This window comes from Paenibacillus pinihumi DSM 23905 = JCM 16419, assembly GCF_000422505.1.
In the GTDB taxonomy this organism is placed as follows: Bacteria; Bacillota; Bacilli; order Paenibacillales; family Paenibacillaceae; genus Paenibacillus_D; species Paenibacillus_D pinihumi.
Genome location: NZ_AULX01000029.1, coordinates 1 through 25,091, shown reverse-complemented (window position 1 = coordinate 25,091; position 25,091 = coordinate 1). Strand labels below are relative to the sequence as shown.

General features: G+C 48.7%; 21 protein-coding genes. 14 read left to right on the top strand and 7 right to left on the bottom strand.

Annotated elements, in window-relative coordinates:
- Position 1: 1 nt before the first annotated feature.
- A complete protein-coding gene (locus H583_RS32575; RefSeq protein ID WP_245585896.1) occupies positions 2-1,318 on the top strand; it encodes an ABC transporter ATP-binding protein in 1,317 nt (438 codons plus the stop codon).
- Positions 1,272-2,255 (top strand): ABC transporter ATP-binding protein, encoded by a 984-nt coding sequence (locus tag H583_RS0110855; protein WP_028560491.1) that lies wholly within the window; start codon positions 1,272-1,274, stop codon positions 2,253-2,255. Before H583_RS32575 ends, H583_RS0110855 begins: the two co-directional genes overlap by 47 nt.
- 135 nt (positions 2,256-2,390) lie before the next feature.
- Here the strand turns inward: H583_RS0110855 and H583_RS0110850 are convergent, their stop codons facing one another.
- The gene (locus H583_RS0110850) at positions 2,391-3,755 is read right to left on the bottom strand and encodes an LLM class flavin-dependent oxidoreductase (RefSeq protein WP_028560490.1); all 1,365 of its coding nucleotides are present in this window, start codon (positions 3,753-3,755) and stop codon (positions 2,391-2,393) included.
- Positions 3,756-4,181: 426 nt separating this feature from the next.
- Here H583_RS0110850 and H583_RS0110845 point away from each other — a divergent pair, with 426 nt between their 5' ends.
- The 3 genes from H583_RS0110845 (at position 4,182) to H583_RS0110835 (ending at position 6,679) form a co-directional block, all read left to right on the top strand.
- A complete protein-coding gene (locus tag H583_RS0110845) occupies positions 4,182-4,967 on the top strand; it encodes a methionine ABC transporter ATP-binding protein (protein WP_028560489.1) in 786 nt (261 codons plus the stop codon).
- Positions 4,964-5,632, top strand: coding sequence for a methionine ABC transporter permease (locus tag H583_RS0110840; protein ID WP_028560488.1), 669 nt, complete (start codon positions 4,964-4,966; stop codon positions 5,630-5,632). Before H583_RS0110845 ends, H583_RS0110840 begins: the two co-directional genes overlap by 4 nt.
- A 144-nt stretch (positions 5,633-5,776) precedes the next feature.
- A complete protein-coding gene (locus H583_RS0110835; protein WP_028560487.1) occupies positions 5,777-6,679 on the top strand; it encodes a MetQ/NlpA family ABC transporter substrate-binding protein in 903 nt (300 codons plus the stop codon).
- A gap of 105 nt (positions 6,680-6,784) precedes the next feature.
- Here H583_RS0110835 and pdxR read toward each other — a convergent pair whose 3' ends face one another.
- Entirely contained in the window at positions 6,785-8,221 is a 1,437-nt protein-coding gene (gene pdxR / locus H583_RS0110830) for a MocR-like pyridoxine biosynthesis transcription factor PdxR (RefSeq protein ID WP_028560486.1), read from the bottom strand.
- 238 nt (positions 8,222-8,459) lie between these two features.
- Here pdxR and H583_RS0110825 point away from each other — a divergent pair, with 238 nt between their 5' ends.
- The 5 genes from H583_RS0110825 to H583_RS0110805 all read left to right on the top strand — a co-directional run bounded on the left by H583_RS0110825 (position 8,460) and on the right by H583_RS0110805 (position 14,510).
- Positions 8,460-10,826 carry an outer membrane protein assembly factor BamB family protein gene (locus H583_RS0110825; protein ID WP_028560485.1) on the top strand — a complete coding sequence of 789 codons (2,367 nt, stop codon included), beginning with the start codon at positions 8,460-8,462 and terminating at the stop codon, positions 10,824-10,826.
- Between the two features lie 262 nt (positions 10,827-11,088).
- Complete coding sequence (locus H583_RS0110820) at positions 11,089-11,706, top strand: NUDIX hydrolase (RefSeq protein WP_028560484.1); 618 nt, start codon at positions 11,089-11,091, stop codon at positions 11,704-11,706.
- A gap of 70 nt (positions 11,707-11,776) precedes the next feature.
- Positions 11,777-12,541, top strand: coding sequence for a (S)-benzoin forming benzil reductase (locus tag H583_RS0110815; RefSeq protein WP_028560483.1), 765 nt, complete (start codon positions 11,777-11,779; stop codon positions 12,539-12,541).
- Positions 12,542-12,645: 104 nt separating this feature from the next.
- Positions 12,646-13,245, top strand: coding sequence for a TetR/AcrR family transcriptional regulator (locus tag H583_RS0110810; RefSeq protein ID WP_036709229.1), 600 nt, complete (start codon positions 12,646-12,648; stop codon positions 13,243-13,245).
- Positions 13,246-13,310: 65 nt separating this feature from the next.
- Positions 13,311-14,510 carry an MFS transporter gene (locus tag H583_RS0110805; protein ID WP_028560481.1) on the top strand — a complete coding sequence of 400 codons (1,200 nt, stop codon included), beginning with the start codon at positions 13,311-13,313 and terminating at the stop codon, positions 14,508-14,510.
- A gap of 111 nt (positions 14,511-14,621) precedes the next feature.
- Here the strand turns inward: H583_RS0110805 and H583_RS0110800 are convergent, their stop codons facing one another.
- A complete protein-coding gene (locus tag H583_RS0110800; protein WP_028560480.1) occupies positions 14,622-15,833 on the bottom strand; it encodes a GNAT family N-acetyltransferase in 1,212 nt (403 codons plus the stop codon).
- A gap of 197 nt (positions 15,834-16,030) precedes the next feature.
- On the opposite strand from H583_RS0110800, the gene H583_RS32570 reads away from it, so the two are divergent.
- Positions 16,031-16,519, top strand: a complete 489-nt coding sequence (locus tag H583_RS32570; RefSeq protein ID WP_051236304.1) for a hypothetical protein — start codon at positions 16,031-16,033, stop codon at positions 16,517-16,519.
- On the opposite strand, the gene H583_RS0110785 is transcribed toward H583_RS32570, so the two are convergent.
- From H583_RS0110785 to H583_RS0110775, 3 genes are all read right to left on the bottom strand, one after another.
- Positions 16,516-17,613 (bottom strand): AI-2E family transporter, encoded by a 1,098-nt coding sequence (locus H583_RS0110785; protein ID WP_028560479.1) that lies wholly within the window; start codon positions 17,611-17,613, stop codon positions 16,516-16,518. The genes H583_RS32570 and H583_RS0110785 overlap by 4 nt on opposite strands.
- A 139-nt stretch (positions 17,614-17,752) precedes the next feature.
- On the bottom strand, positions 17,753-17,857 hold the full coding sequence (locus tag H583_RS38125; protein ID WP_425414512.1) for a cytochrome bd oxidase small subunit CydS: 105 nt from the start codon (positions 17,855-17,857) through the stop codon (positions 17,753-17,755).
- 200 nt (positions 17,858-18,057) lie between these two features.
- The gene (locus H583_RS0110775; RefSeq protein WP_051236302.1) at positions 18,058-19,434 is read right to left on the bottom strand and encodes an MFS transporter; all 1,377 of its coding nucleotides are present in this window, start codon (positions 19,432-19,434) and stop codon (positions 18,058-18,060) included.
- 118 nt (positions 19,435-19,552) lie between these two features.
- On the opposite strand from H583_RS0110775, the gene H583_RS0110770 reads away from it, so the two are divergent.
- From H583_RS0110770 to H583_RS32565, 3 genes are all read left to right on the top strand, one after another.
- A complete protein-coding gene (locus H583_RS0110770; RefSeq protein WP_028560477.1) occupies positions 19,553-19,900 on the top strand; it encodes an ArsR/SmtB family transcription factor in 348 nt (115 codons plus the stop codon).
- A 563-nt stretch (positions 19,901-20,463) separates the two neighbouring features.
- Positions 20,464-23,838: a discoidin domain-containing protein gene (locus H583_RS0110765; RefSeq protein ID WP_028560476.1), complete on the top strand. Its 3,375-nt coding sequence runs from the start codon at positions 20,464-20,466 to the stop codon at positions 23,836-23,838.
- Between the two features lie 14 nt (positions 23,839-23,852).
- Entirely contained in the window at positions 23,853-24,263 is a 411-nt protein-coding gene (locus H583_RS32565) for an SDR family NAD(P)-dependent oxidoreductase (RefSeq protein WP_036709225.1), read from the top strand.
- Between the two features lie 111 nt (positions 24,264-24,374).
- Here the strand turns inward: H583_RS32565 and H583_RS0110755 are convergent.
- A partial coding sequence (locus H583_RS0110755) for an IS256 family transposase (protein WP_028560475.1) occupies positions 24,375-25,091 on the bottom strand: 717 nt, incomplete at its 5' end.

The following is a 25,091-nucleotide window of genomic DNA, read 5'->3' as shown; positions in this document are numbered from 1 at the left end:
GATGCTGAAATTTTTGAGGAAGAGAAGGCGGCAGACCATGCAAAAGCCCGAAGCCAACAAGCAAACCTGGATGGAGTATGAAAGGAATAAACAGCTGCCTTTTGCCAAGGAGGAAAATGAACAAGAACTGTATGATTCGACTGTACAAAGGCTGCTGAAGCAAACGGTGGGCGGGAATCGGCAAGACACGATTGTTAAGCCGAATGAATTGTGGGGCGCGCCACATATCCAACAGGAGCAGGCATTCAGTGATCTCAATTACGTGGATCAGTTTGCACAGCCTGCATCTGCTGCCGAAGAACTGCTGCTCGACATCCGTGGTCTGGAGGTACAGCTTCAGGCGAAGAAACCTCTAACGGTTATTGACAGCATTGACCTCACGGTCAAGCAAGGAGAAATTATCGGGATCGTAGGGGAATCCGGCTGCGGCAAAAGCGTGCTTTCCCTGTCCATTATGGGTCTGCTCGCAGACGGCATGCACATTCAGGACGGAGAAATCTGGTATCAGTCCAGGCCGATGCATCAATTTACAGCCGAACAGGTCCGCAGGCTGCGGGGCAAGGAACTGGCGATGATTTTTCAGGACCCGCTTACCTCGCTCAATCCGTCTCTTACGATAGGACAGCAATTGACAGAAATGCTGCGCCGGCACCTTAGATTCGAAAAGCAGCAGGCTAATAGGGAGGCCATCCGGCTGCTGCAACGGGTAGAACTGCCAAGGCCGGAAGCACTGCTGAAGGCTTACCCGCATCAGCTCTCCGGTGGCATGCGTCAGCGTGTCATGATTGCCATTGCGTTGAGCTGCGGACCCAAGCTGCTCATTGCCGATGAGCCGACCACGGCGCTCGATGTGACGATTCAGGCTGATATTCTGGATCTGCTGCGGCAAATTCGCGATGAGGATCAGACCTCTATCCTGCTTGTCTCCCATGACCTTGGCGTCATTGCAGAACTCTGCGACCGGATTGCCGTCATGTATGCCGGGCAAATCGTCGAGCAGGGAACAGTCGATGAGCTGTTTGATTCCCCGAAGCACCCGTACACGGAAGGCTTGCTCAAGTCAATCCCGTCACCGGCTAAAAAGCATGAACGGCTGTATGCGATTCCGGGTGTGGTGCCTGCGCTTCATGAGCGGGGTGAAGGCTGCCGTTTCTATTCCCGGTGCCATCTGGCATCGGATATCTGCCTCAAGCATCAGCCTGCGCTGATCGGACTTGGCGGACAGCATGCAGTAAGGTGCTTTGCCGCCGAACAGGAAGGGAGGATAAGTAATGGTGTTTCAGCTCCAGCGACAAGTACGGCCATTGGTCGAAATTGACCAGTTGCAGATGCATTACCCGCTCGGCGGCGTATGGGGAAGCAAGCAGAGTTTAAAAGCGGTTGATGGCATTTCGCTTCATATCCGCCAAGGAGAAACACTCGGACTGGTCGGTGAAAGCGGCTGCGGCAAATCAACCGCCGGACAGCTTGCAGCAAGACTGCTGGAGCCGACAGGCGGGCGGATATTTTATAAAGGCGAAGACCTGCTCCGGCTGCGTTCTGATCGCGACAAGCAGCTTCGCAAGCAAATTCAGTATGTCTTCCAGGACCCGTACACCTCAATGAATCCGAAGCATACGATAGCTGGCCTTCTGGAGGAGCCGCTGCGTATTCACCGAATCGGAACCCGCAGCGAGCGAAAGGCGCACGTACGGGACATGCTGGAGCAAATCGGGCTTAATGAATCTTATGCACCCCGGTATATCCACGAACTGAGCGGGGGGCAGCGCCAGCGGATTGGCATTGCCAGAGCGCTTATGCTGCAGCCGGAATTTCTTGTTTTGGATGAGCCCGTATCCGCACTTGATGTATCTGTACAATCGCAAATATTGAATTTGCTCAAGGATTTGCAACAGCGCTTTTCCCTTACCTATCTGTTCATTTCCCACGACCTGAATGTTGTCCATTACATGAGTGACCGGGTAGCGGTCATGTATCTGGGCAAAATCGTAGAGCTTGCAGATGTGCTCGATCTGTACGAGTCGCCGCTGCATCCGTACACGAAGGCGCTAATTTCGGCTATTCCTGCGGAGCAGCGGGGACAGAGCCGCGGGCGAATCAAGCTGCAAGGGGAGATCCCCAGTGCTTCGAATACGCCTTCCGGCTGTTCCTTTCATACGCGCTGCCCGTTTGTGATGGAGCGCTGCCGCCAGGAGGAACCAACATTAAAGCTGATTCGTCCCGGAAGGCGGGTAAGCTGCCATCTGCAAGAATAGGCCTGGAAAAGCCATATGAATCAAGATAAAAAACTGCTTCGCCTCTCCCGGGGACGGATGGACCCAGGGAGCTGAGCTGAAGCAGTTTTTAAAGTGCTGTTGAGTCCGCATCTGTGCTGTTAAGAGCTGTTCTGTCTAATTAGGCTTGCTGATTGCGGCGTCTTCATAGGCAGTATTTGCGTACCGGCTCGCAGGAGCGGACAGACCGAAATGGTCACGGAGCGTATGCCCCTCATATTCGGTACGGACAAGCCCTCGTTTCTGAAGAATCGGGACAACCAGATCGACGAAGTCTTCCAGCCCGTCAGGCAGTGAAGGCGCCATCAGCATAAATCCGTCAGCGGCTTCCTCCCGGAACCAGTGCTCCAGTGTGTCCGCGATTTTCTCCGGAGTCCCGACCAGCTCATTGCGGCTGAAAGCGCCTGTCAGCATGGAATAGACCTCGCACAGCGTCGGATTGTCCCGGGCGATGACGGGGCGGTGCTTTCTAAAATCGGATTTGGACAGCTCAATCGTGTGCAGACCAAGCTCATGGGCTCTGGAATTCAAAGTAAAGCCGGTAAAATCCAGGGGAGTGAAATAATCGGACAAGAACTGGAGTCCGGCTTCGTTCGTAATTAGCGCTTCAAGCTGCCGGCGCTTATGATCGGCTTCTTCCTCCGTTTTCCCGATAATCGGGGAGATGCCTTGCATAATAAATACCTTCTCCGGATCGCGTCCATGCTGTGACAATTGATTCTTATAAGAGCGGTAAAACTGCTGCGCGTCCTCAAACTTGTGCTTAATGGAGAAAATGACCTCGGCAAACCGTACTGAAAAGCTCTGTCCGGCATCCGATGTTCCCGCCTGAACAAGCACAGGATGGCCTTGTGGGGAGCGGGCAATATTAAGCGGCCCCTCGACGGAGAAAAATTCCCCCTGATGGTGGAGCCTGTGAAGCTTGGACGGATCAAAAAACTTGCCTGCCGCCTTATCTCGAATAAAGGCATCGTCCTCCCAGGAGTCCCATAACCCCTGGACGACCTGCAAAAATTCCTCCGCCCGTTTATACCGGAAGCTGTGCTCCAGATGCTGCTCTGCCCCGAAATTACGGGCCGTATTGCCGGACAAATCCCTCGTTGTGACGATGTTCCAGCCTGCACGTCCCTTGCTGATATGATCGACCGACATCAGCAGGCGCGCCAGATTAAAAGGCTCAATGTAGGAAGTAGACGCGGTGGCAACCAATCCGATTCTGGAGGTTGCGCCAGCAAGAGCGGCAATCAGGGTAATTGGCTCAAAGCGGTTCAATATAATGGAGTGGGATACTTCATTTATGGCCAGGCTGTCCGCAAGGAATGCGATGTCAAAGCAGCCGCGCTCGGCCGTCTGCGCCAGCTTCTTATAGTAATCGATATCGATGCTGGAGCTTGCATGTGCCCCGGGCAACCTCCAGGAGGCCGTATGCATGCCGGTTCCGACCAGGTAAGCAGACAGCTTGATTTGTCGTGGGTGGGCCATCGTAATTAACCTCCAATTTCAATATCCAATAAATACAATAAGAATGATTGGATATAAATTTAGCACTTTATAGACCGTCCGTCAATTTAAACTTGATATGGAATTTTATTTTAAACCTATTGACGTTTGGGCCTCATGCTCCTATACTATGAAAATAAGTCATACTAAATCAATAGGAATAGTTAAATTAATTGTAGCTATCGACCGGCAAACCGGAGATGCTGACTGTTTATATAGTCGGGATCTCCTTTTTGTATTTGTATGATGAAGCAAAGGGTGTCACAAACAAGCGTAAACGGCTGAAGCCGTCTTTTGACAAACGCAGCATCGTTTCGCGCAGAAATATAAGAATACCCGTCAAGGGAATGCTGTCCATTCTTATATTTCCGAAAAAACACACGTCAAAACGGGAGGGAGGCTGAAGGATTGATTGCCGTAGAGGGACTTAGCAAGAGCTATAACACGGTCCAGGGCCGGATCAAGGTTCTGGATGACATTCAATTAGACGTTCGCAAGGGGGATATCTTCGGCATTATCGGATTCAGTGGCGCCGGCAAGTCCACGCTGATCCGCTGTCTGAACCGCCTTGAGGAGCCTGATGGCGGGCGCATTCTCATTGGAGGGGAAGACATTACCGCCCTGAAAGGCAAAGCATTGCGCAAGGCGAGGCAGAAGATCGGAATGATTTTTCAGCAGTTCAATCTGCTGGATGCGAAAACGGTTTATCAGAATGTCGCATTCCCCCTGGAAGTCGCTGGACATGACAAGGTGCAGATTAGCAACCGGGTGAGGGAAATTCTGAATCTGGTTCAGCTCTCCGACAAGGAGAACAGCTACCCGTCACAGCTTAGCGGCGGGCAAAAGCAGCGGGTCGGCATCGCCCGGGCGCTTGCCAATGACCCGGATGTGCTGCTGAGCGATGAAGCAACATCAGCGCTTGACCCCGAGACGACTTTCTCCATTCTGGAGCTGCTCAAGGACATCAACCGCCAGCTCGGGTTGACGATCCTGCTGATCACACATGAGCTGGATGTATTGCAGCATATTTGCAATCAGATGGCGGTCATCGAAAAGGGACGTATCGTCGAGACGGGGACGGTCGATAAGCTGTTCTTCAATCCGGAGAGCGAGACGGCTCAGCGCTTTGTCAACATTGTGAACCGGTACCAGAGCAGGAGGTACGCTGTGGAAGGGCTGGGTGCGGGCATATGAAGGATGATCTGTACGATTTGCTGCTGGAGGGGCTGGGGCAGACGCTCTATATGGTGGTCTGGTCCTCAATCTTTGCGATATTGCTGGGTCTTGCCTTTGGCATTATTGTCGTCGTGACGGAAAAGGGCGGCATTTTGCCGGCTCCCATCGTGAACAAAATCACCGGAACTTTCATTAATACTGTACGTTCACTGCCGTTTATCATTCTGATTGTGCTGCTGCTTCCGTTATCCAGGCTAATTGTAGGCACTTCACTGGGACCGACGGCTGCGATCGTCTCGCTATCCATCGGGGCGGCTCCTTTCCTGGCGCGAATTATTGAGAACTCGCTCAAGGAAGTTGATACAGGCAAAATTGAGGCGGCCAAAGCGATTGGCGCTTCGCCTTTCACCATCATTTTCCGGGTGCTCATTCCTGAAGCACTGCCAGCGCTCGTTCGCGGTCTGACGATTGCCGTCATCGCGATTACGGAGTTTACAGCTGTCGCCGGGGCAATCGGTGCAGGAGGACTGGGAAGTCTGGCTATCCGCTTCGGTTATCAGCGCTTCCGGGAGGATATTTTATTCGCTACTGTCATCATTATTATTCTGCTTGTGCAGACGATTCAGTGGACCGGGGATTATACGGCCAAGCGAATTGAACGCAAGCGATACAAGCTGGATTAGCTTAGTTAAAACGAATATTCCAAGCAGTGCAGCGCTCTAATAAGATGTGCATGGTTAAACTAGCCCGTTCGAGCGGACTTACCATGTGGGTGCTATTTTCTTTATGGCAAAACAAAATTCATTTTAGGAAAGCAGGGATTTACAATGAAAATCAAAAAAACATATATGTTGGCTGCAATTATTCTGGTGTTCACGCTTGCTTTGACTGCTTGCGGTTCCGGTTCGGGTTCCAATACAGGCAGCGCGACCAACAGCAAACCGGCGCAAGGCGAAGCAAATTCCGGTGCAAAAAATGATTCATCCGCCAAAACGGAAGAGCCGGTCAAGGAGACGACGCTCAAAATTGGAGCTGCTGCCGTACCGCATGCGGAAATTTTGAACTTTATCAAGCCGAAACTGCTGGAGCAGGGCGTCAATCTCGATGTCGTCGTCTTTGATGATGAAGGCCAGCTGAATCCGGCGCTCAAGGAAAAGCAGATTGATGCGAACTACTTTCAGCATGTTCCGTACTTGGATTCCGTGAAGACCGAACAGGGTTATGATTTTACCGTGACGACGAAGGTCCATGTTGAGCCGATCGGCTTTTATTCTGACAAGATCAAATCGGTGGATGAATTGAAGGATGGGGCGCAAATCGGTATTCCGAACAACCCTTCCAACGAATATCGTGCGCTGGTGCTGCTTCAGGAGCAAGGACTGATCAAGCTCAAGGATGGTCTGACGACCTATGAAGCTACGCCAAAGGATATTGTAGAAAATCCGAAAAATCTGAAGTTTGTAGAGGCCGACTCTGCCACACTTCCGCGGGCGCTGCAGGATCTGGAGGGGGCCGTTATTAATACGAACCTGATTCTGGAGGCTGGTATAGACCCGAAATCGGCAGTATTCCGTGAAAATGCCAACTCCCCGTATGCAAACGTGATTGTCGTGCGCACCGGCGATGAGAACCGCGAGGAAATCAAGAAGCTGGATGAAGCACTGACATCGCCTGAAGTGAAAAAGTTTATTGAGGAAAAATATGGTGTGGCGGTTGCAGCAGCATTCTAATTTTAATTTTACATCGACAGGAAGCATCCATATTGGATAGCTAAAGAACCGGCTGAATCTGTTTGCAGACAGATCAGCCGGTTCTTTTTACACTTTGCTGCCCATTCACTCCATTACACTCCGCAATGCCTCTGCGAACAGTTTAATACCCGGTACAATCTCTTCCGTTCTCGGTCTGGCGTAAGTCAAGCGCATGTACCCTGAATCCGAGCCGTAAACACTTCCTGGAGAGAAGGCAACACCACGGCGGATCGCTTCCTCAAACAGCCGGGCATCACTGACCTTGGGCCTGATTTTGCACCACAGGTGAAGTCCGCCCTCCGGAACAGTGAATGTCACTTCGTCAGCAAGTTCCCGTTGGAGTGTCTCGACCAGAAGGTCACGCTTGTAAAGCAGTTTCATGCGCAGCCGCTCCAGGTGAGGCGCAAAATCATCCGATCCCAGAAACTGCAGCGCCACTTGCTGCGGGACAATGCTGAGGCCAAAGTCCATCTGTGCCCTGGCATCGGCCAGCCGCTCGGCAATGGCGCGCGGCGCAACCATCCAGCCGACGCGCAGTCCCGAGGCTGCGATCTTGGACAAGGAGCCGATATACAGGACAGAGCCTACCGTATCCATGGCCTTGAGCGGCAATGGAGGACGGACATCATAGGCGGTCAGGCTGAACGGATCATCCTCGACGATAGGCAGCCCAAGCTCGCTTGCGACATCCAGCAACTGCACTCTGCGTTCCTGATCGAGCACGGCTCCTGTCGGATTCTGGTAAGTGGGATTAAGAAACAGCATTTTAATCCGATGCTTCTTGTAGAGTGCGCGAATATCCTCAGGACGCACGCCTCTCTCATCGGAAGGCAGGCGGAACAGGCGCAGCCCGGCAGACTGGAACATGGGCAGCGAGTAGCAATAGGAAGGATCTTCAATTGCAACCGCATCACCGGGGGACAGCAGACATTGTGTAATCAGATACAGCGACTGCTGCGAGCCGGAAGTAATCAGAACAGATGACTCTGTAGAATGAATGTGCCGATAGTGCTCCAAATAGGAGAGCAGCGCCTGCCTGAGCGGAAAGTATCCCTGAGGATCATTGTACCCCAAGTAAGACAAGTCGGGCAGCTTGCGTATCAGGGCATTGATTTCGGCTACGGGTGCCAGATCAGGTCCGAGCTCACCGCTGGCAAAATCGATTAGTGATGGCTGCTGCTGCAAGGCCTCCCTGATTCGGCGCAGGAAAGGCAGGTTGGGAAGAAAACTGCCGCCCTCGGCATAGCGCTTCCAGTTTGGCGTATGCCTTGGTGTTGCTTCCCATTTATCTTTGCTTACGCGTGTTCCGCTTCCGGTATGGCTCTCAATGATGCCAAGCGAACGAAGTTCCGAATAGGCGAGAATAATCGTGCTGCGGTTCACACCGAGCTGCTCGGCAAATTTGCGCTCCGAAGGGAGCTGGCTGCCTGGAGGGTACTCTCCATATGAGATTCTCCGCTCGATCTCGTCGGCAATTTGCTTGTATATCGGAATTTCACTTGTACGATCCGGCTTCCAGATTAATCTCACCTCCTCAAAGACGATACTTTCTTCATCATACACTGCCTGAAGGCTACAGAATACGTGAATCGTTCAAAAAGTCTATCAAAATATTGAACATGGAAGAAGAAAGTCAATGGGAAATTGAAAGCTTGAAGCAAAAAAAGATTTTTTTACAAAAACATACAACATTTCTTTTGTTTCATACGTCTTCTAAGTAATTGAATTTCCAAATCAAGGGATAAAAAAGGAGAGTCCGATGAATCATTTTCGTATTCAGTCCCGTGTGAAGCCTCGCATGGGCTCCAAGGCAATCCTGCTGTTGTTGTCTGCTGCGCTTGCTATTGCCGGATGTACGGGAGAGTCCGGGGCGAATCAATCTTCAACAGATAACCTGCCGAATGCCCAACCGCTGGACGTCATGCAGATCGCAGGCACAACGGCCTCGCCCCCAAAGGTCATTTATACGGGGGTAGCTCATTCGATTGAAGGAGCAAGCAACAGGCAAGACGCTTCCAATAATGAAACGATGGAGGAGACGGTTACCCTAGGGGCAATCGCTCCTATGTTCGCAGAACCTTTGAAGGAGCAGACAGCAAAGAGCACGCAAATATGGAGTTATTGGGATGATCAGCTTTCATATCCGACGAAAGAGAAGCAAGGAGAATGGTTGAAGCTTGAAAGCAGTTATGGTGAGGTCTGGGTGCCTTCCTGGTATGCGGATGAGCAGTCTCAAGCTGAGGTCAAGCTACGCAGCGCACTCCGCTTGAGACTGGCAGATGAGGCACAGCTTCATTTGTACCCGGGCAGCTTGCTCAAGTGGAAAGCAAAGGAGTGGCTGAAAGTTCCGCATACAGCAGCAGACGATATCCTTAGCGTATTGGAATGGAAGGACTGGTACGGCATAATCATTCCTCCGCCTGATGACTATATTCCTTACGAAAATTTGGATTTTGTTGCTCCGAACCGGCCATCACTGCTATGGATCCATAAATCTGATATCCTATCCAAATCCGCAGTCCAAGGCGGAATCTTCCGCCAGGCTACTGCCATCCCAACCGGGACCCTAAAAGATATAACAGAGGTCATATTGCGGCCAGGTATTAAAAGAGAGCAAATTCGACTCCTATTGGGAGAAGCGGACCTGATTGAAACGTCAGGCAACTTGAATATGACCGGCCTTCCAATGAAACTTGGAGAGAACTGGCGGTATGAACGGGAGGATGGACAACTCGTAATCACGTTGTCCAAGGTAGTAGAGCATTTTAATTGGACACTTTCCAAGCCAGGTTTTGCGTTCAGGGCGATTCCGCTAGTCAGTTCAAAAACCATAAAGCCTGCATGGCGTGTTAATAGCACGCTCGCCTATAACTATTTGCATGCGGTTACAGATCAGGCCCTGATTTTAATGGGGGATGACGGGGGATTTAGCGGGATGCATTATGATTCCAGCCTGTATGCGGTGAACCGAACTTCAGGCCGGAAGCTGTGGCAGATTGATTTGGGCTATTCAGGCGCCAGCACGGTGCTGGATCGCAATGGCCGGCATATAACGGTACTTTACCAAAAAGCCAACCAAGAGACGAAGGAATGGGAATCGCATTTGCGGCGGGTGCGGGTATCCGACGGGAAAACAGTCTGGCAAAAGCACTTGAAGCAGAAAGAGTATGAGGGTTTCAACTGGCTCTCCGGTGCGGCCGGTGCAATCGTGATTTATTCGGAGTTTCACGAGCAGAAGGGCGGGAAGCTGACGGCGTGGGATGCTGTAAGCGGCAAACTCAAATGGAGCAAGACTTTTGATATGCCTATCCGGATACTGTATAAAGGTGCAAATGACAGCTATATTCTCATTCATCAGGGGGCTGCCCTCCAAGCACTTGAACCGGGAACAGGCAAGTTGGCTTGGAAGCTGAGCGGGAAAGAGTTTTCCGCCGATCAGGGTTCTTCTACATTTGTTCCCCCGCCTGACAATCCATTTTCCCAACCTTCACAGAAAAAGTGGCTGTCCGTAGGCCAAGAGCAGCTCTACATCGATCTTAGGAGCGGGAAAATTATTAGCCGCTATGCGATGCAGGAAGGCAATTATGTGGAGGCAATTAATGAACGGTATTGGTTAATCGGGAAACCTCAGGATGCCAAGAACTACTGGGATGCCAAGCAAATCGTAACAGCCTTATATGATGCGATAGCAGGCAAAACGTTATGGGAAATTAAAGGCTCTGCCCGGGGAGGGGCGATTGACAAGGACACTGTATATGCTGTCTTGAATAATAACCTGCCTGTGGCACTGCGCAAATCGGATGGACAGATCAAGTGGAAAATCAAGAGCGGGGATAGTCGCATCTTGCCTGACGGCAAGCGTTACTCCGAGGATGGCCTCAATTGGCCGGGGCAATTTTTTATAAAGGACGGCATCCTGCTGCTCACCTGTGGGCTGGATGTGCTCAACATCGACAAGAAACAGGGGGAAATCAGGTATCGTCTCAGCGACATCCTGTTTAGTTACCCCGAGATGATGGACCCCTATACCCGTAATGCCCTGATACATGAAGATGACCGCTATTTATATATGGGTTCTGCCAACGGCTCGTACATTAAAATGGAGAAAAGCAAGCTAAGGCTTTAGGTGCGTTTAGCTTAATAAGGTTATTAAAAGGGACAGGAGAGGGCATCTGCTCTCTTGTCCCTTTTCTTTAGATCATGCAAAATCTCTCCTCTATCATCTAACAATTCGATTATAACAATGAATATAATTCGTTATACAAAATATATCCGATCCCCTATAATATGGTATATAGTGGATAATAAAGCAGCAGAGAGAGAAGAAGGCTCACATCTTGATAATAGCGTGTTTCGTTGTTGGAAGAAATCAGAATGGGGGAAGGTACATGACCTATCAATGGCTGGAGTGGGCAAAGCAAATTCAGGCAATTGCACAAATCGGGCTGACGTATACGAAGGACCCTTATGATGTTGAACGCTATGAGGAGCTTAGGCGGATCAGTGTTGATATTTTGGCCCATCATACAAGGCAAGAGAGAAGTCCAATTGAATTGGCTTTTGCCAATGAAACGGGTTATGCTACGCCAAAGGTGGATATTCGGGGCGTTGTGTTCCGGGACAATAAAATTCTGCTCGTTCAGGAGAAGATAGATGGCGCTTGGGCGCTTCCTGGAGGATGGGCGGATATCGGCCTGTCGCCCTCAGAAATTGCGGTCAAGGAAATCAGGGAAGAGTCCGGATTTGATACCGCTGCGATCAGGCTGCTGGCCGTTATGGACAAGAAGTTTCATCAACACCCGCCTGAGCCGTACCATGTCTATAAGCTGTTTATTGCTTGTGAAATTATTGGTGGTGAGGCCACAAGCGGCCTGGAGACGAGCGCCGTCGGATTTTTCGATGAGGAACGCCTGCCCAGTCTGTCCCTGGAACGAAATACTCCGGAGCAAATAAAGACGATGTTTGAGTTTTTAAGGGATCCGCAGAAGAGCGTCATTTTGGATTAAGAGTGAACGTTTGAATGTATAACATTTCAGTTAACGGGTTGTTGTTAATAAAGCTGAAGGGGGTGCAGCAATGAAATATTTTATTATTACGGGTACTTCAAGAGGGATTGGAGAATCTATTGCCGAGCAACTGATTGCTCCGGATCATTATTTGTTCTGCATCTCACGAGAAAGAAATGAAAAGCTGATCAATAAAAGCCATAACATCAACTACTATGAATTTGATTTAAATCAAATAGATGAGATCGAGCATTTAATGGAGAGAATTTTCAGTGCAATTGATGTATCGAATGCCGAGGGAATTTACCTCATTAATAATGCTTCTGTGATAGCTCCTGTTGCATTCATTGATACAGCAATGGTTAGTGAAATAACCCGAAATATGAATGTAAATTTACTTGCGCCAATTCTGCTGACGTCGTTCTTTATCAAGAAGACGAACCATTACCGGCTCGATAAGAGAATTCTGAATATATCGTCAGGTTCTGCCAAAAATCTTCATCCCGGTATGAGCTTGTATTCAACTGCAAAAGCAGGGTTGGATGTTTTCTCGAAATGCGCGGCTCTGGAACAAAATCACTCCGATGCTCCCACAGGTATTGTCTCTATTTGGCCCGGGATGATTGATACTAATTTGCAACAGGAAGCGAGAAGCCAAGATCCATCCCTATTTCCGTCAGCCGGATTATTTGAGCAGGTAAAAGATGCTGGCATGCTGACAACACCAGAGGAAACAGCACAACAAATCATAGCCTGCTTATTCAAAAGTGACTTCGAACATGGCGCTGTCGTCGATCTTTATGACTACTCGAAGGTACAACAGGGAAAGTTTTGAATATCGTAAGTTGCTTGAGGATTTGAGCCGTTGACGTTGTTCATGGTTCATGATACCATTAGACTGAACGGTCAGTTTTTTAGCGGGAGGGATTTTCAATCGAGGTGAAGCGCAGGAAGGATGTCGCACAGATTAAGAAAGATATTGCCTGGAACACGAAGGAATTATTTGCCCAGAAGGGTTACGCGGCTACCTCGATGGAGGAAATTTGCACCGTTAATAACCGAAGCAAGGGCAGTATTTACTACCATTTCAAGAGCAAAGAGGAACTCTTCATGTATTTAATCAAGCTTAGTTATGAAGAGTGGATCGCATCTTGGCATGCCAAAGAAGAACAGTATACAACCTCAATTGAAAAGCTGTACGGACTGGCAGATCATTATGTGGATGACATGGAGAACCCGCTGCATAACGCCATTAATGAATTCGTCTCCGGGCAGTCTATCAGCGCTGAGATGATGGAAGAGATGCTGGCGATTATACGAATTCCGTATACCACCTGCAAAAATATTATTATTCAGGGCATGGAGCAGCGGGAGCTGAAGAAGCAGAATCCTGATGATTTGATGTATATCATTAACAGTTTGTTGAATGGGTTGAGCACACTTTACTATGAACTGGAATTCACCGAAATCCGGAGGCTCTACAGGGCAGGAATTGCAACGATTTTAAGCGGCATCCAAAATACATACGAAAAGAACTGATTAATCATATCAGTTTTTCTTTTGATCATTAGTAGACCGTACAGTCGGTTTAATAGGGGGTATACATGAGAAGTTTATTAACCAATCGGGCATTTCTTATTGTTACAGGGTCTGATCTGCTTCAAAACCTGGCGATATGGATTCGCAATATGGCGATTCTTTATTTTATTATGGAAAAGACCGGCGGCAACCCAGTAGCAATATCTCTGATTACGGTTCTGGAGTATGTACCGATCTTTGTCTTCTCCTTCATCGGCGGGGCGCTGGCTGACCGCTGGAACCCGAAACGGACCATGATTACCGGAGATATCTTGAGTACCTTGTCGATTGTAGGTATTATTGCTGTCCTCGCTTCAGGGTATTGGGAGGTCTTATATGCCGCGACGTTCGTATCCTCGATTGTAAGCCAATTTTCGCAGCCTTCATCAATCAAAATTGTCAAGCGAAATGTGGATGAAGAGCATGTGCAATCAGCAGTTGCGATTACGCAAAGCTCCCAGTCGCTGTTTTTCATTCTCGGTCCAATTGCCGGGACATTTATTTATACCTTCCTGGGAATACAGGCTTCCCTCTATTCATTGCTTGTTCTTTTCACCAGTTCTGCAGTGCTGCTTGCTTTCCTGCCTAAGGATAAAGTATCCCGGGAAACCGGCACCTCTCTGCTGGCAGATATTAAGGAAGGCTGGACTTATATATTTAACTCCAAATCACTGAAAATGGTAGCAGCTTTATTTATATGCCTGGGATTATCTACAGGGCTTATTAATCCGCTTCAAATCTTCATCATCACGGAACGTCTCGGCCTCGAAGCTGCATCTCTGCAGTTCCTCTCCGGGGTATCCGGACTCGGCTTGCTAATTGGCGGTTTGCTGGCTGCCGCATTCAGCAGCAAAATAAAACCTAACCTTGGCCTGATCATGGGGATTGGCGTGCTTGCAGCAATGACATTGGGAGAAGTGCTGTCCGGATGGCTTTGGCTGACGTTAATCTTTAGCTTCCTCGGTTCCATCAGCATGGCTTTCGTGAACATCATCATCTCTACCTATCTCGTGACACGAATTGATGAGCATCTGATCGGACGAGTGAATGGAACCATCATGCCCATGTTCATGGCAATGATTCTTATCGGGTCGTCATTATCCGGTGTCCTTATGGCAGGTACTTCACTGCTTGTCGTATATAGTTGCTCTGCGCTAGTTATGCTTGCCAGTGTGCTGCCGGGGATGCGTATTAAATTTCGTAAAGCTCCGCGCATTTCTGTCTGAATTGCAAAATCTGATAATGTATAGCCATACTTAAGAAAGCCCCTGGCTTCTCAATAGCAATTGAGAAGCCAGGGGCTTTAATTATATAAAGGTTCAGTTCTCAAACTTTAATCAGAAATAATCCGAGAAATAAGGCGTCTGCTGATCAATCATGTCTTCAAGCTGCTCTAAGGTTTCCAGGCTGCATACAAGACGCCCGATCCGGTGGAGATAGTCCGGCCGCTTGTAGCTGAACAGCATTGTGGTCAAGGTCCGGATATCGAGCCGGGTTGAATCCCGGTCCCCGCCGCGGGTAAGCTCCGCTTTGCCTTCCGGGGAAATATGAACAGTAAAGATGCCCTGATTCCACTCCAATAACGGGTCATCCAGTGTAAACGTCCATACACGCGGCTCTGTATGCGGCTTGAACGGATACTGGGAAATAAACTGCTCGACATCTACGATCCGCGCCATAAAGTAAGGCGAGATTGTCTCCTTAATATCGGCATCCTCCAGCAAAAAGGCGAGCGGTTCATGTGTATAGGTATTGCCGATTACCTTCGATACCATGGAGAAATGCGCGCTGATAAAATTCCACAGACCGCTTCGCGCTTCCTCATCGACAAATACCATTTCCTTGATATGAAAGACCTCGTTTGATATCCAGTACAGCAAGTAACCCTTCGGCTCTCTGTCGCTGTTGTAATAAATCGCTGCTGTCAGGTCTTCGACATCCCAGCGCCAATATTCGCCCCAAGCCAATTCATTGCGGATCATGGCTCCATGGCTTGCATAGGCAAACCGCTCGTAGACAACGCGGATATCTTTGTGATTAATATCTACTCGCTCGACTTCGCCAAGCACCGTTTTAATTTTCGGCAGCTGGAAATCATCGACCTCGAAGGTCATTTTATCTGAGATGATCTCCCATCCTTTGCGCCGGTAGTATGGGACAGAGTAGGGGAACAGATAGGAAATAGACTGCTTGCGCTGTCTCATATCCGCCAGAGCCTGACGCATCAGCTTGTCCATTAGTCCCATATTGGCATATTCCGGGTATGTTCCGACCCCGGTCAGTCCGCCCATATCATACGTCTGGTTAAAAATCCGGACCTGAAACGGATAAACCGCCAGCTGGGAGACCAGCTTGTCGCGGTCAAACCAGCCTATAACATCCGCCTGCTCCAAAACCGGCAGCTTCGCAAGGGCAATCTCCCGTGCTTCCCAGCCGACTTCCTGCAAATCATGATTGGTGACCTGAAATACGTAACGCAGCAGTTGGTTAAATTCGATCAAATGTTTGGGTTCGAGCTTCTTCATTTTGAGTCTTTTCTCGCGACTCATAACTATCTCTCCTAAATTTATAAAAAATATTTTATGTTTAGGCCGTTCATTGAAAATCCTTCCTTTTCAGCCTTAGCTCCAGTATACGTGATATTCAAGCAAAGGGTCAAACCTGATCCATAAATTTGAAATTCGGATATTGATTTCATTTTGGAACTCCTGTAGGATGATTCCATAGACCAGGAAGGGAGCTGCCTATGAGCTATTACACATTTCTTGCAGCGGATTACGAATTGCCGGAGGCAAACTATACCGGAGTTACCACATTAAAAGTAAAGGATATTTTGCAAATGAATCCGGTACCTGTGCCGCACCCGCTCAAGCCTTGGGAGGAATGGGACCAGGAGTCCACCGTGTTATACGCTGAAGGGGAAGCGGATATGGGCGGCCTTTATATATCTGCTTGCACGAATCCTCCATATAATCTAGAGTATTACATTACTAAGCCATTTGTGTACAGGCTGGAGGGAAACATTCAGGAGAAATGGCAGGACAACCTTCTCGAGTATCTGGATCGCCATATTCCGGGCAACGCAGAAGTGGAACTATGGATGATTCTGTTCGGAGAAGGCTTGCACAAACCAAAAGTCCGGCGGCTTTCATTTGGAGAACTGACCCGCGAAGTTTTCGGAGAATTCAATCGGGAACGTTATGCGTGCTATTGTCTTGAAAGAAGACTAATCTAGAGTGAAAAATTCGAATCCGCTGATTCTCCTTTTTTACGCTTCCTGTAGAAGCGGTACAGCTTAACGGCTATTACCTTCGCAATCAGATAAAAGGGGATGGCCGTCATAATCCCGATTATGCCTCCGATTGACCCTCCAACCAATATAAGTGAAATCGTCGTTACAGGATGAATATTCAGCTTTCTCCCATAAATATGGGGGGATAGCAAATTTCCTTCAATCTGCTGCGCTGCAAAATGAATCACAATGACCCAGATGACCATCGAAGGGGCATCAATAAAGGCAACAATCAGTGCCGGAATAAGTCCGAGAACCTGGCCAATGTACGGAATCAAATTCATTGAAGCCGCAAATAGCGCCAACAGCAGGGAATACGGCAGATTGATAATTACGAAGCCGAGATAAATCATTCCACCCAACAGAAGACACAAAATGAAGCGTCCTAAAATAAATTCGCTCAAAATCCGGTCGATTTCGAGCAGCGTTCCCCGCAGGTCGCGCCTGTAAGGCCCCGGAGTGATCTGCAGTGTTTTCCGGTAAATGTCCTTATCCTGCTTGAGCATATAATACAGCATAATGGGAACCGTTCCGATAACGATCACAATTGTAGTTACAAAGGATACCGCGCCGGATACATAGGTTGAAGCCGCATCAATGCCCTGGGCAATATATTCCGAAAGCTTGGTTGTCAAGTTGGGATCATTCAAGTTCAGACCCTGAAGCAGCTCATGCTGCTGCAGCCTGGAGAATTGCTTTTGAAAGTCAGCAGCCAATTGCGGCAGACTGTTGATGAATCCGTTGAGCTGACCCCGAAGTGTGGGCCAGACAAGGAGGAAGAACAGAGTGAACAATCCGGCAATTATCCCGTACAAAATCAGAATGGCGAAAGGCTTGCTGATTTTCAATTTTTGCAACCAATGAGCAGCGGGCCGCAATGTATAGTAGAAAAAGACTGAAACGAGAAAGGGCAGGGCCATAATTTGAAAGCCCAGCACGAAGGGCTGAAATAAAAATTGAACCTTAGACAGTAAATAGACAATCAACAGCACCAGAATTATACTGATGCATAGCTGATAAAATCGTCCGATTTTCATTTGAACCCCTCCAATTGCGAATAACGGGACGCATATGGAGGATTTATACCCGCTGCGCCCGTTTCTTAAACGCATCCCATTGTATGCGCTTCGCAGGAGGTTCAGTCCATTTCAAGCCGTCTGGAGCAGGGAGGCCGATTTAATCTTCTGGATTGGTATGGCCAATCGTTCCCCATAAATACAGCAGAAGAATGGAGACAACGACAACTGTAATCGGGGCGGCCAGAAAGATAAACAAAGCCATATGTTTCTCCTTCCTGTCATCAGACATTTCTATGCAGATAAGCCATCTGCTATCCCCTTATTTTGTCCATTATGGCTTCATATATGCCGCCTGGCGATTTTTTGCCCTGAGCGTCACTTTCTTTTTCTGTCGGGCAAATAACGCAAAAAGCTCAAGAAGCCTCTAAAAAGGACTTCTTGAGCTTTTTGTCGAACATCAAATTATGAAACTTGAGGTTTGCGTAATGCATTTCGAAGATAGGCCACAGAGCACAGGATTGCTATCAGGCCGATTAGTGTCAATCCCCAATATATATTACTGTATGCACTGTGAAGCGGGAGATCCTTCTGCATGACCATGGCAGTGGCCGTAATGGCTACGCCGAAAGCACCGCTGAAAAATTGCAGCAGCTGGTACAACCCCATCCCCGATCCAACCTGTGATGAAGGCAATATTCTGGACATTTCATTGGAAATGCTGCTTGACAACGTTGTGAAGCTAATACTCATCAGCATGTAGATGAACATGATTGAGAAATAGGATGTTCCTTCAAATAAGGCGAACAGGATAACAGAAGACAGCAGCAGCAACGGAATAAAGCGAATAATAGCACTGTTGCCGCGGGCATCAATGAAGCTTCCGACTTTGCGCGATACGATAATTGCCAGCAGTGAGCCTGGAAAAATAACGAGTCCGGCCTGAATAGCGCTCAGACCATATTGTTTCAGAAGAATCTGTGGCATCAGAAACAGCGTAGAGAAGCTGCATAAATAAGCTGCAACACCGATAGCGCCCAAAATTAGATAAGAACGGTTCGCGAATAAAGCGGGAAGTACGAACGGATCCTTGGCTGTACGAATTCTTACAACAAACAGGGCAAGTGCAATCAGCCCGGCGATGAGCACGATCCATGAACGATTTGTCAGGAACAACAGAAGCCCCGTGGTGCCAGCACTGATGAGCAAGGCACCCAATACATCAAAGGAGCCTTTCTGCGGCTTTTCTTTCGGAAGCAATAAAATATACATGGGCACTAATATCAAGGTGACCGCGGTGACAACAAACAGAATTTTCCATCCCAGATATTCGACAACCGCTCCGCCAATGACAGGTCCTAGTCCAAGTCCCAGAGAAACGGAAGACATTATCGTCGCCATTGCTTTACCCCGGCGCTCAAGCGGTACATAGCGTGACAACAGTACAAGCGACAGTGACAGGACCGATCCGGCACCAATTGCCTGTAAAATACGAACAATCAGCAGCATAACAAAGCTATTGCTGAATATACCAAGGATGGCAGCCAGGCTAAGAAATAATAACCCGATAACGAAAAGTCTGCGGATAGGAACGAAATCCGCCAACCGGCTATACGTAATGGATGAAATCGCGAATACAATGGAATACCCGGTTACGATCCACGAAGTTAAAGAGGCAGTTAAAACAAATTCCTCTGCGATAGCAGGCAAAGCCAGGTTAAACATCGTCGTATTCATAATGACGAGCACAATTGTAATGCCGAGCAGCAAAATGACAATCCCTTCATTAATGCCGCCTTGCTTCCCATCCGGGATTGAAATAGGTTTTGTCTGATTTGCCACTATTCTCACTCCATTCAAGTTCTATAATTCGATTATAATCGAACGATAGAATTATAGCACCGATTATGTTATCATGCAATCATAAGCTTTTTGAACAGAACAAAGGAGGAGGTTAACTGTGAAATTCCTATATCATCCCGATCGCGCAGAGCTTAATTTGTCAACTGTGCTGTATGCTTTGAGCGACCCTGTCAGACTGCTTATTGTATCAAAACTAAGCACCGGAGAAGAACGGACATGCGGAGATTTTGGGCTTCCTGTTGTGAAATCCACGGTATCCCATCATGTTCGCACTTTGAGGGAGTCCGGCGTTGTAAGAGTTCGTGTTCAGGGCACACAACGATTTGTATCATTAAGAGCAGATGATCTGAATGACCGTTTCCCAGGCTTGCTTGCTGCAATTTTGAAGGCTTATAATGTTTCAGAAGAGAAACAAAATCTTTTGAGCAATGGCCAACAATCCTAATTCGCGTCCATTTTGTTGTATCAAATATTCAGAACGGTTTTATTATTTCCGCATGCCGTTGTTTTCACCCCACGGGTGGAAGAGAAATGCAGTCTGGATGTACAACTTTATTTCTATAATTCATTCATGAATTTAATTTCCTTGTGCCTCAAGGATTTTATATATGGCATAAACATTTTTGGAAACCCTGTTTCGCCCTTGTTTATCGTTTCCTGACTTGGAACGGCAGCGGCGAAACGGGGATTTTTCATGGCAAACGATAAAATTCAACGTTTGCAGAATATAATGAACCGGATGGTCATTTGCCCCAATTACTTGGAAACGCATACATTCTTCGTAGAATCACAACTTATAGCCTGGGCAGCACATTCTCTATAATAAGGGTATGTCAAATAAAAGGAGGACAGTTCGTTCATTTCATTTGCAAAAGGAAGGGTGATTAGAAGAAATATTAACAAATTGATTTTCAGACGATATTTAATGTAATCGTTATCATGGATTAGAAAGCATGTTTGGAAACTGACAGTTTGAATGGGCTTACAGTATACCAGAGGAGGAATATAATGCGTAAAAAATCTGTCGCATGGTCGCTAATTGTAACCATGGTCTTATCCAGCTTCTTCATGTCATTTGGACCGCCCACTACAATTCTTGCAGCCGGGGGAGCGAATCTGGCACTTGGCAAAACGGTAACTGCAAGCAGCCAATCGTCAAATTATGGTGCGGTCAACATTAATGACGGCAATCAGGGCACCTATTGGGAAAGCAGCAATAATGCATTTCCGCAATGGATTCAGGTCGATCTGGGTGCAACAGCAAGCATTGACCAGATCGTGCTTAAGCTGCCTGCCGGCTGGGGGAGCCGCACACAAACTTTGTCTGTTCAAGGAAGCATCAACGACTCAACATTTACAGATATTGTCGGTTCTACGGAGTATGCATTCAATCCTTCTGTAGCAGACAATTCGGTTACGATCAACTTTCCCGCTACAGAAACCCGCTATGTACGCTTGAATGTAACTGCGAACACAGGTTGGCCAGCCGCACAGCTGTCTGAAGTCGAAATTTACGGCACAGACGGCACGAACCCTGGACATCCAAATCAACCGAACCAGCCAAATCAGCCGACTGGAGATAATATTGCAATCGGCAAGGCGATTACAGCTTCCTCCAGCACACAAAACTTTGTTGCTGCTAATGCGAATGACAACAACACCAATACTTATTGGGAAGGCAACGGTTTTCCAAGTAATCTGACACTGGACTTGGGTGCTGATCATAACATCACATCAATCGTACTGAAACTTAACCCGGCCTCCGTCTGGAGCACGCGCACACAAACGATTCAAGTGCTCGGCCATAACCAGAACACGACAACCTTCAGCAATCTGATATCCGCACAGCCTTATACGTTTAATCCGGCTACCGGTAATTCGGTTACGATTCCGGTAACAGCAACGGTTAAACGCCTTCAATTGAACATTACATCCAACACAGGGGCTCCATCGGGGCAAATTGCCGAGTTCCAGGTATTTGGCACGGCAGCGCCAAATCCGGACCTGACAATTACCAATATGTCCTGGTCCCCGGCTTCACCAATTGAGAGCAGCAGCATTACACTGAATGCCACCGTACAAAACATTGGCAGTGCCGCTTCTCCGGCAACATCCGTGAACTTCTACCTGGACAACTCGCTGGCAGGCACAGCACCTGTAGGTGCGCTGGCAGCAGGGGCTTCGGCGACTGTATCGGTAAATGCCGGCTCCAAGAGCGCAGCGTCCTATACGGTTAGCGCCAAGGTAGATGAGAACGGTACAATTATTGAACAGAACAAGGCGAACAACAGCTATACCCATTCTGCACCGCTCGTGGTTGCTCCAGTAGCGAGCTCTGATCTGGTAGGCACTGTCTCTTGGACACCGAGCACTCCGGTAGCAGGCAATACCGTCAACTTTACAGTTAATTTGAAAAACCAGGGCACTATTGCTACAGCAGGCGGTGCTCATGGAATTACGCTCGCGATTAAAAATGCTGCGGGTACGACGCTTCAGACGTTGAATGGAGCTTACAACGGCACACTCGCTCCGGGAGCTTCAGCAAATGTAAGCCTTGGATCATGGACGGCACTAAACGGCAGCTTTACAGTGACAACTACTGTGGCGCCTGATGCCAATGAAATACCTGCCAAACGCGACAATAATATCACCACGACAAATCTTCCTGTTTATTCTGCCCGCGGTGCAAGCATGCCGTATACCAGATATGACACAGAGGATTCTACACGCGGCGGTGGCGCAACCTTGAAAACAGCTCCGACATTCGATCAGGCTCTGACCGCATCGGAAGCTTCCGGACAGCAGTATATTGCGCTTCCGAGCAATGGCTCCTATCTCCAGTGGACAGTCAGACAGGGTGAAGGCGGAGCAGGGGTGACCATGAGATTCACAATGCCGGATTCTGCTGATGGCATGGGATTGAACGGTTCACTGGACGTCTATGTGAACGGCACGAAGGCCAAAACCGTGCCTTTGACTTCTTATTACAACTGGCAGTATTTCTCCAGTGACCATCCGCAGGACACACCAGGCTCCGGCCGTCCGCTGTTCCGCTTTGATGAAGTACACTGGAAGCTGGATACGCCGCTGAAGCCTGGCGACACGATCCGTATCCAGAAAACGAATGGAGACAATCTGGAGTATGGCGTTGACTTTATTGAAATTGAGCCGGTTCCAGATCCGATTGCCCGTCCGGCCAATTCGGTGTCTGTAACCGACTTCGGCGCTGTGGCCAATGACGGCCAGGATGATCTTGCCGCATTTGAGGCTGCTGTCAATGCTGCAGTTGCACAGAACAAAACCCTGTATATCCCGGCGGGGACGTTCCATCTTGGCAATATGTGGAAGGTAGGCACCGTCCAAAATAAAATCAACAACCTGACCGTGCTTGGCGCGGGAATCTGGCATACAAACATCCAGTTCACGAATCCGAACCGTGAGTCCGGCGGTATATCCTTCCGCATTACCGGCAAGCTGGACTTCAGCAACATTTATATGAACTCGATGCTGCGCTCACGCTATGGCGAGCAGGCTGTATACAAAGCCTTCATGGATAACTTCGGCAAGGATTCGAGAGTTCATAATGTATGGGTCGAACATTTTGAGTGCGGATTCTGGGTTGGAGATTATGCCCATACGCCAGCAATCTATGCTGACGGGCTGATCATCGAGAACAGCCGGATTCGCAATAACCTCGCTGATGGCGTGAACTTTGCTCAAGGAACCAGCAATTCTACCGTCCGTAACAGCAGCATCCGCAACAATGGTGATGACGGCCTTGCGGTATGGACGAGTAACGTTAATGGTGCGCGTGCCGGTGTGAATAACACGTTCTCCTACAATACAATCGAGAACAACTGGCGTGCAGCGGCTATCGCTTTCTTCGGTGGCAGCGGCCATAAAGCGACACACAACCTGATTATAGATACGGTAGGCGGCTCCGGCTTCCGCATGAATACCGTATTCCCGGGATACCATTTCCAAAACAATACCGGAATCCTGTTCTCCGACACAACGATAATCAACAGTGGTACAAGTAAAGACCTCTACAACGGTGAGCGCGGCGCAATCGACCTGGAAGCATCCGGGGATTCGATCCGCAATGTTACCTTTACAAACATTGATATTCTGAACACCCAACGCAGTGCGATCCAGTTCGGCTACGGCGGCGGATTCCAGAATATCGTATTCAACAATATTAACATTAACGGTACCGGACTGGACGGCATTACGACCTCCAGATTCTCGTCACCACATCCTGGTGCAGCCATCTACACGTACACAGGCAACGGATCTGCGACGTTCAACAACTTGACGACCAGCAATATTGCGCATCCGAACGGGAATTATATTCAATCCGGATTTAATTTAACGATTAACTAGGGACCTGGCAGGAGATGTTCTTCGGAGCATCTCCTGTTTTTTCCAATGCACTGTTTGCCGTCGGATTGGACAAGCGCGGCTATGCCCATGGCATTCGTGCCTTCTCCGTGCATCCCGGCAGAATTATGACGGATCTGGTGAGATTTATGACAGATGAGGAGAAGCAGGCCGCAAACAAGGATCTCAAAACGGTCGAGCAGGGGGCGGCAACAAGTGTATGGTGCGCAACAAGTCCCCAGCTTGAAGGCAAAGGCGGTGTTTTCTGCATGGATGCGGATATCGCCAGAGCGATTCCGCCGGAAAGTATAGACGGGGAAACGAGCCAGGTCATGAACGGCGTGGTCAACTGGGCAATTGATCCTGAGCTAGCTGAGCGTCTCTGGGCGTTGAGTGAACGAATGACAGGAGTAAAATTTGAGAGCTAATATTAATGTTTTTTGACAATGAGTTGAATGCTGACTGATCCTGTCCGGGTCTGTCAAGAATTATGTGTAAACTCATGAAAAGAGAATCTCCCCGAAGGGGGAGAACGGCTCTCACGGTAGGTGTTGTCCGATGCGCTCAGGAAAGAAGACTGAGAGTTGCAACAGCATCTGTCCCCAGTTTTGAACACGGCCTGTCCATTTGCGGGTGACGTCCATGGTGACTAAGTACAGCATCTTCAGCAGCGCTTCATCTGTGGGGAAGATGCTTTTTCCTTTGGTGACTTTGCGGAGCTGGCGATGGTAGCTCTCGATCATGTTTGTCGTGTAAATCAGCTTGCGGATTTCCGGCGGATACTTGAAAAAGGTCGCCAGTTCATCCCAGTTGGTGCGCCATGACCGGATAATAAGCGGGTACTTTGCTCCCCATGTTTCTTCGAATCGATCTAACTCCACCCGCGCCATGTCTTCCGTAGCGGCTTTGTAGATGGGCTTGAGGTCTGCGGTCACTTTCTTCAGGTCTTTGTAGGATACATAACGCGTCGAATTGCGGATTTGGTGGATGATGCACTTTTGAATCTCCGTCTTCGGATAGCAAGCGGTGATGGCCTGGGAGAAGCCCGTCAGGTTGTCCACACACGTAATCAGAATGTCTTGGACGCCACGGTTTTTGAGGTCATTCAGAACACTCAGCCAAAACTTCGCCGATTCATTTTCACCGATCCACATCCCCAAGACATCTTTGTTACCATCCAGGTCGATACCAATGACCATGTAAGCGGCCTTGTTCACGATGGCGCCATCCTGCTTCACCTTGAAGTGAATCGCGTC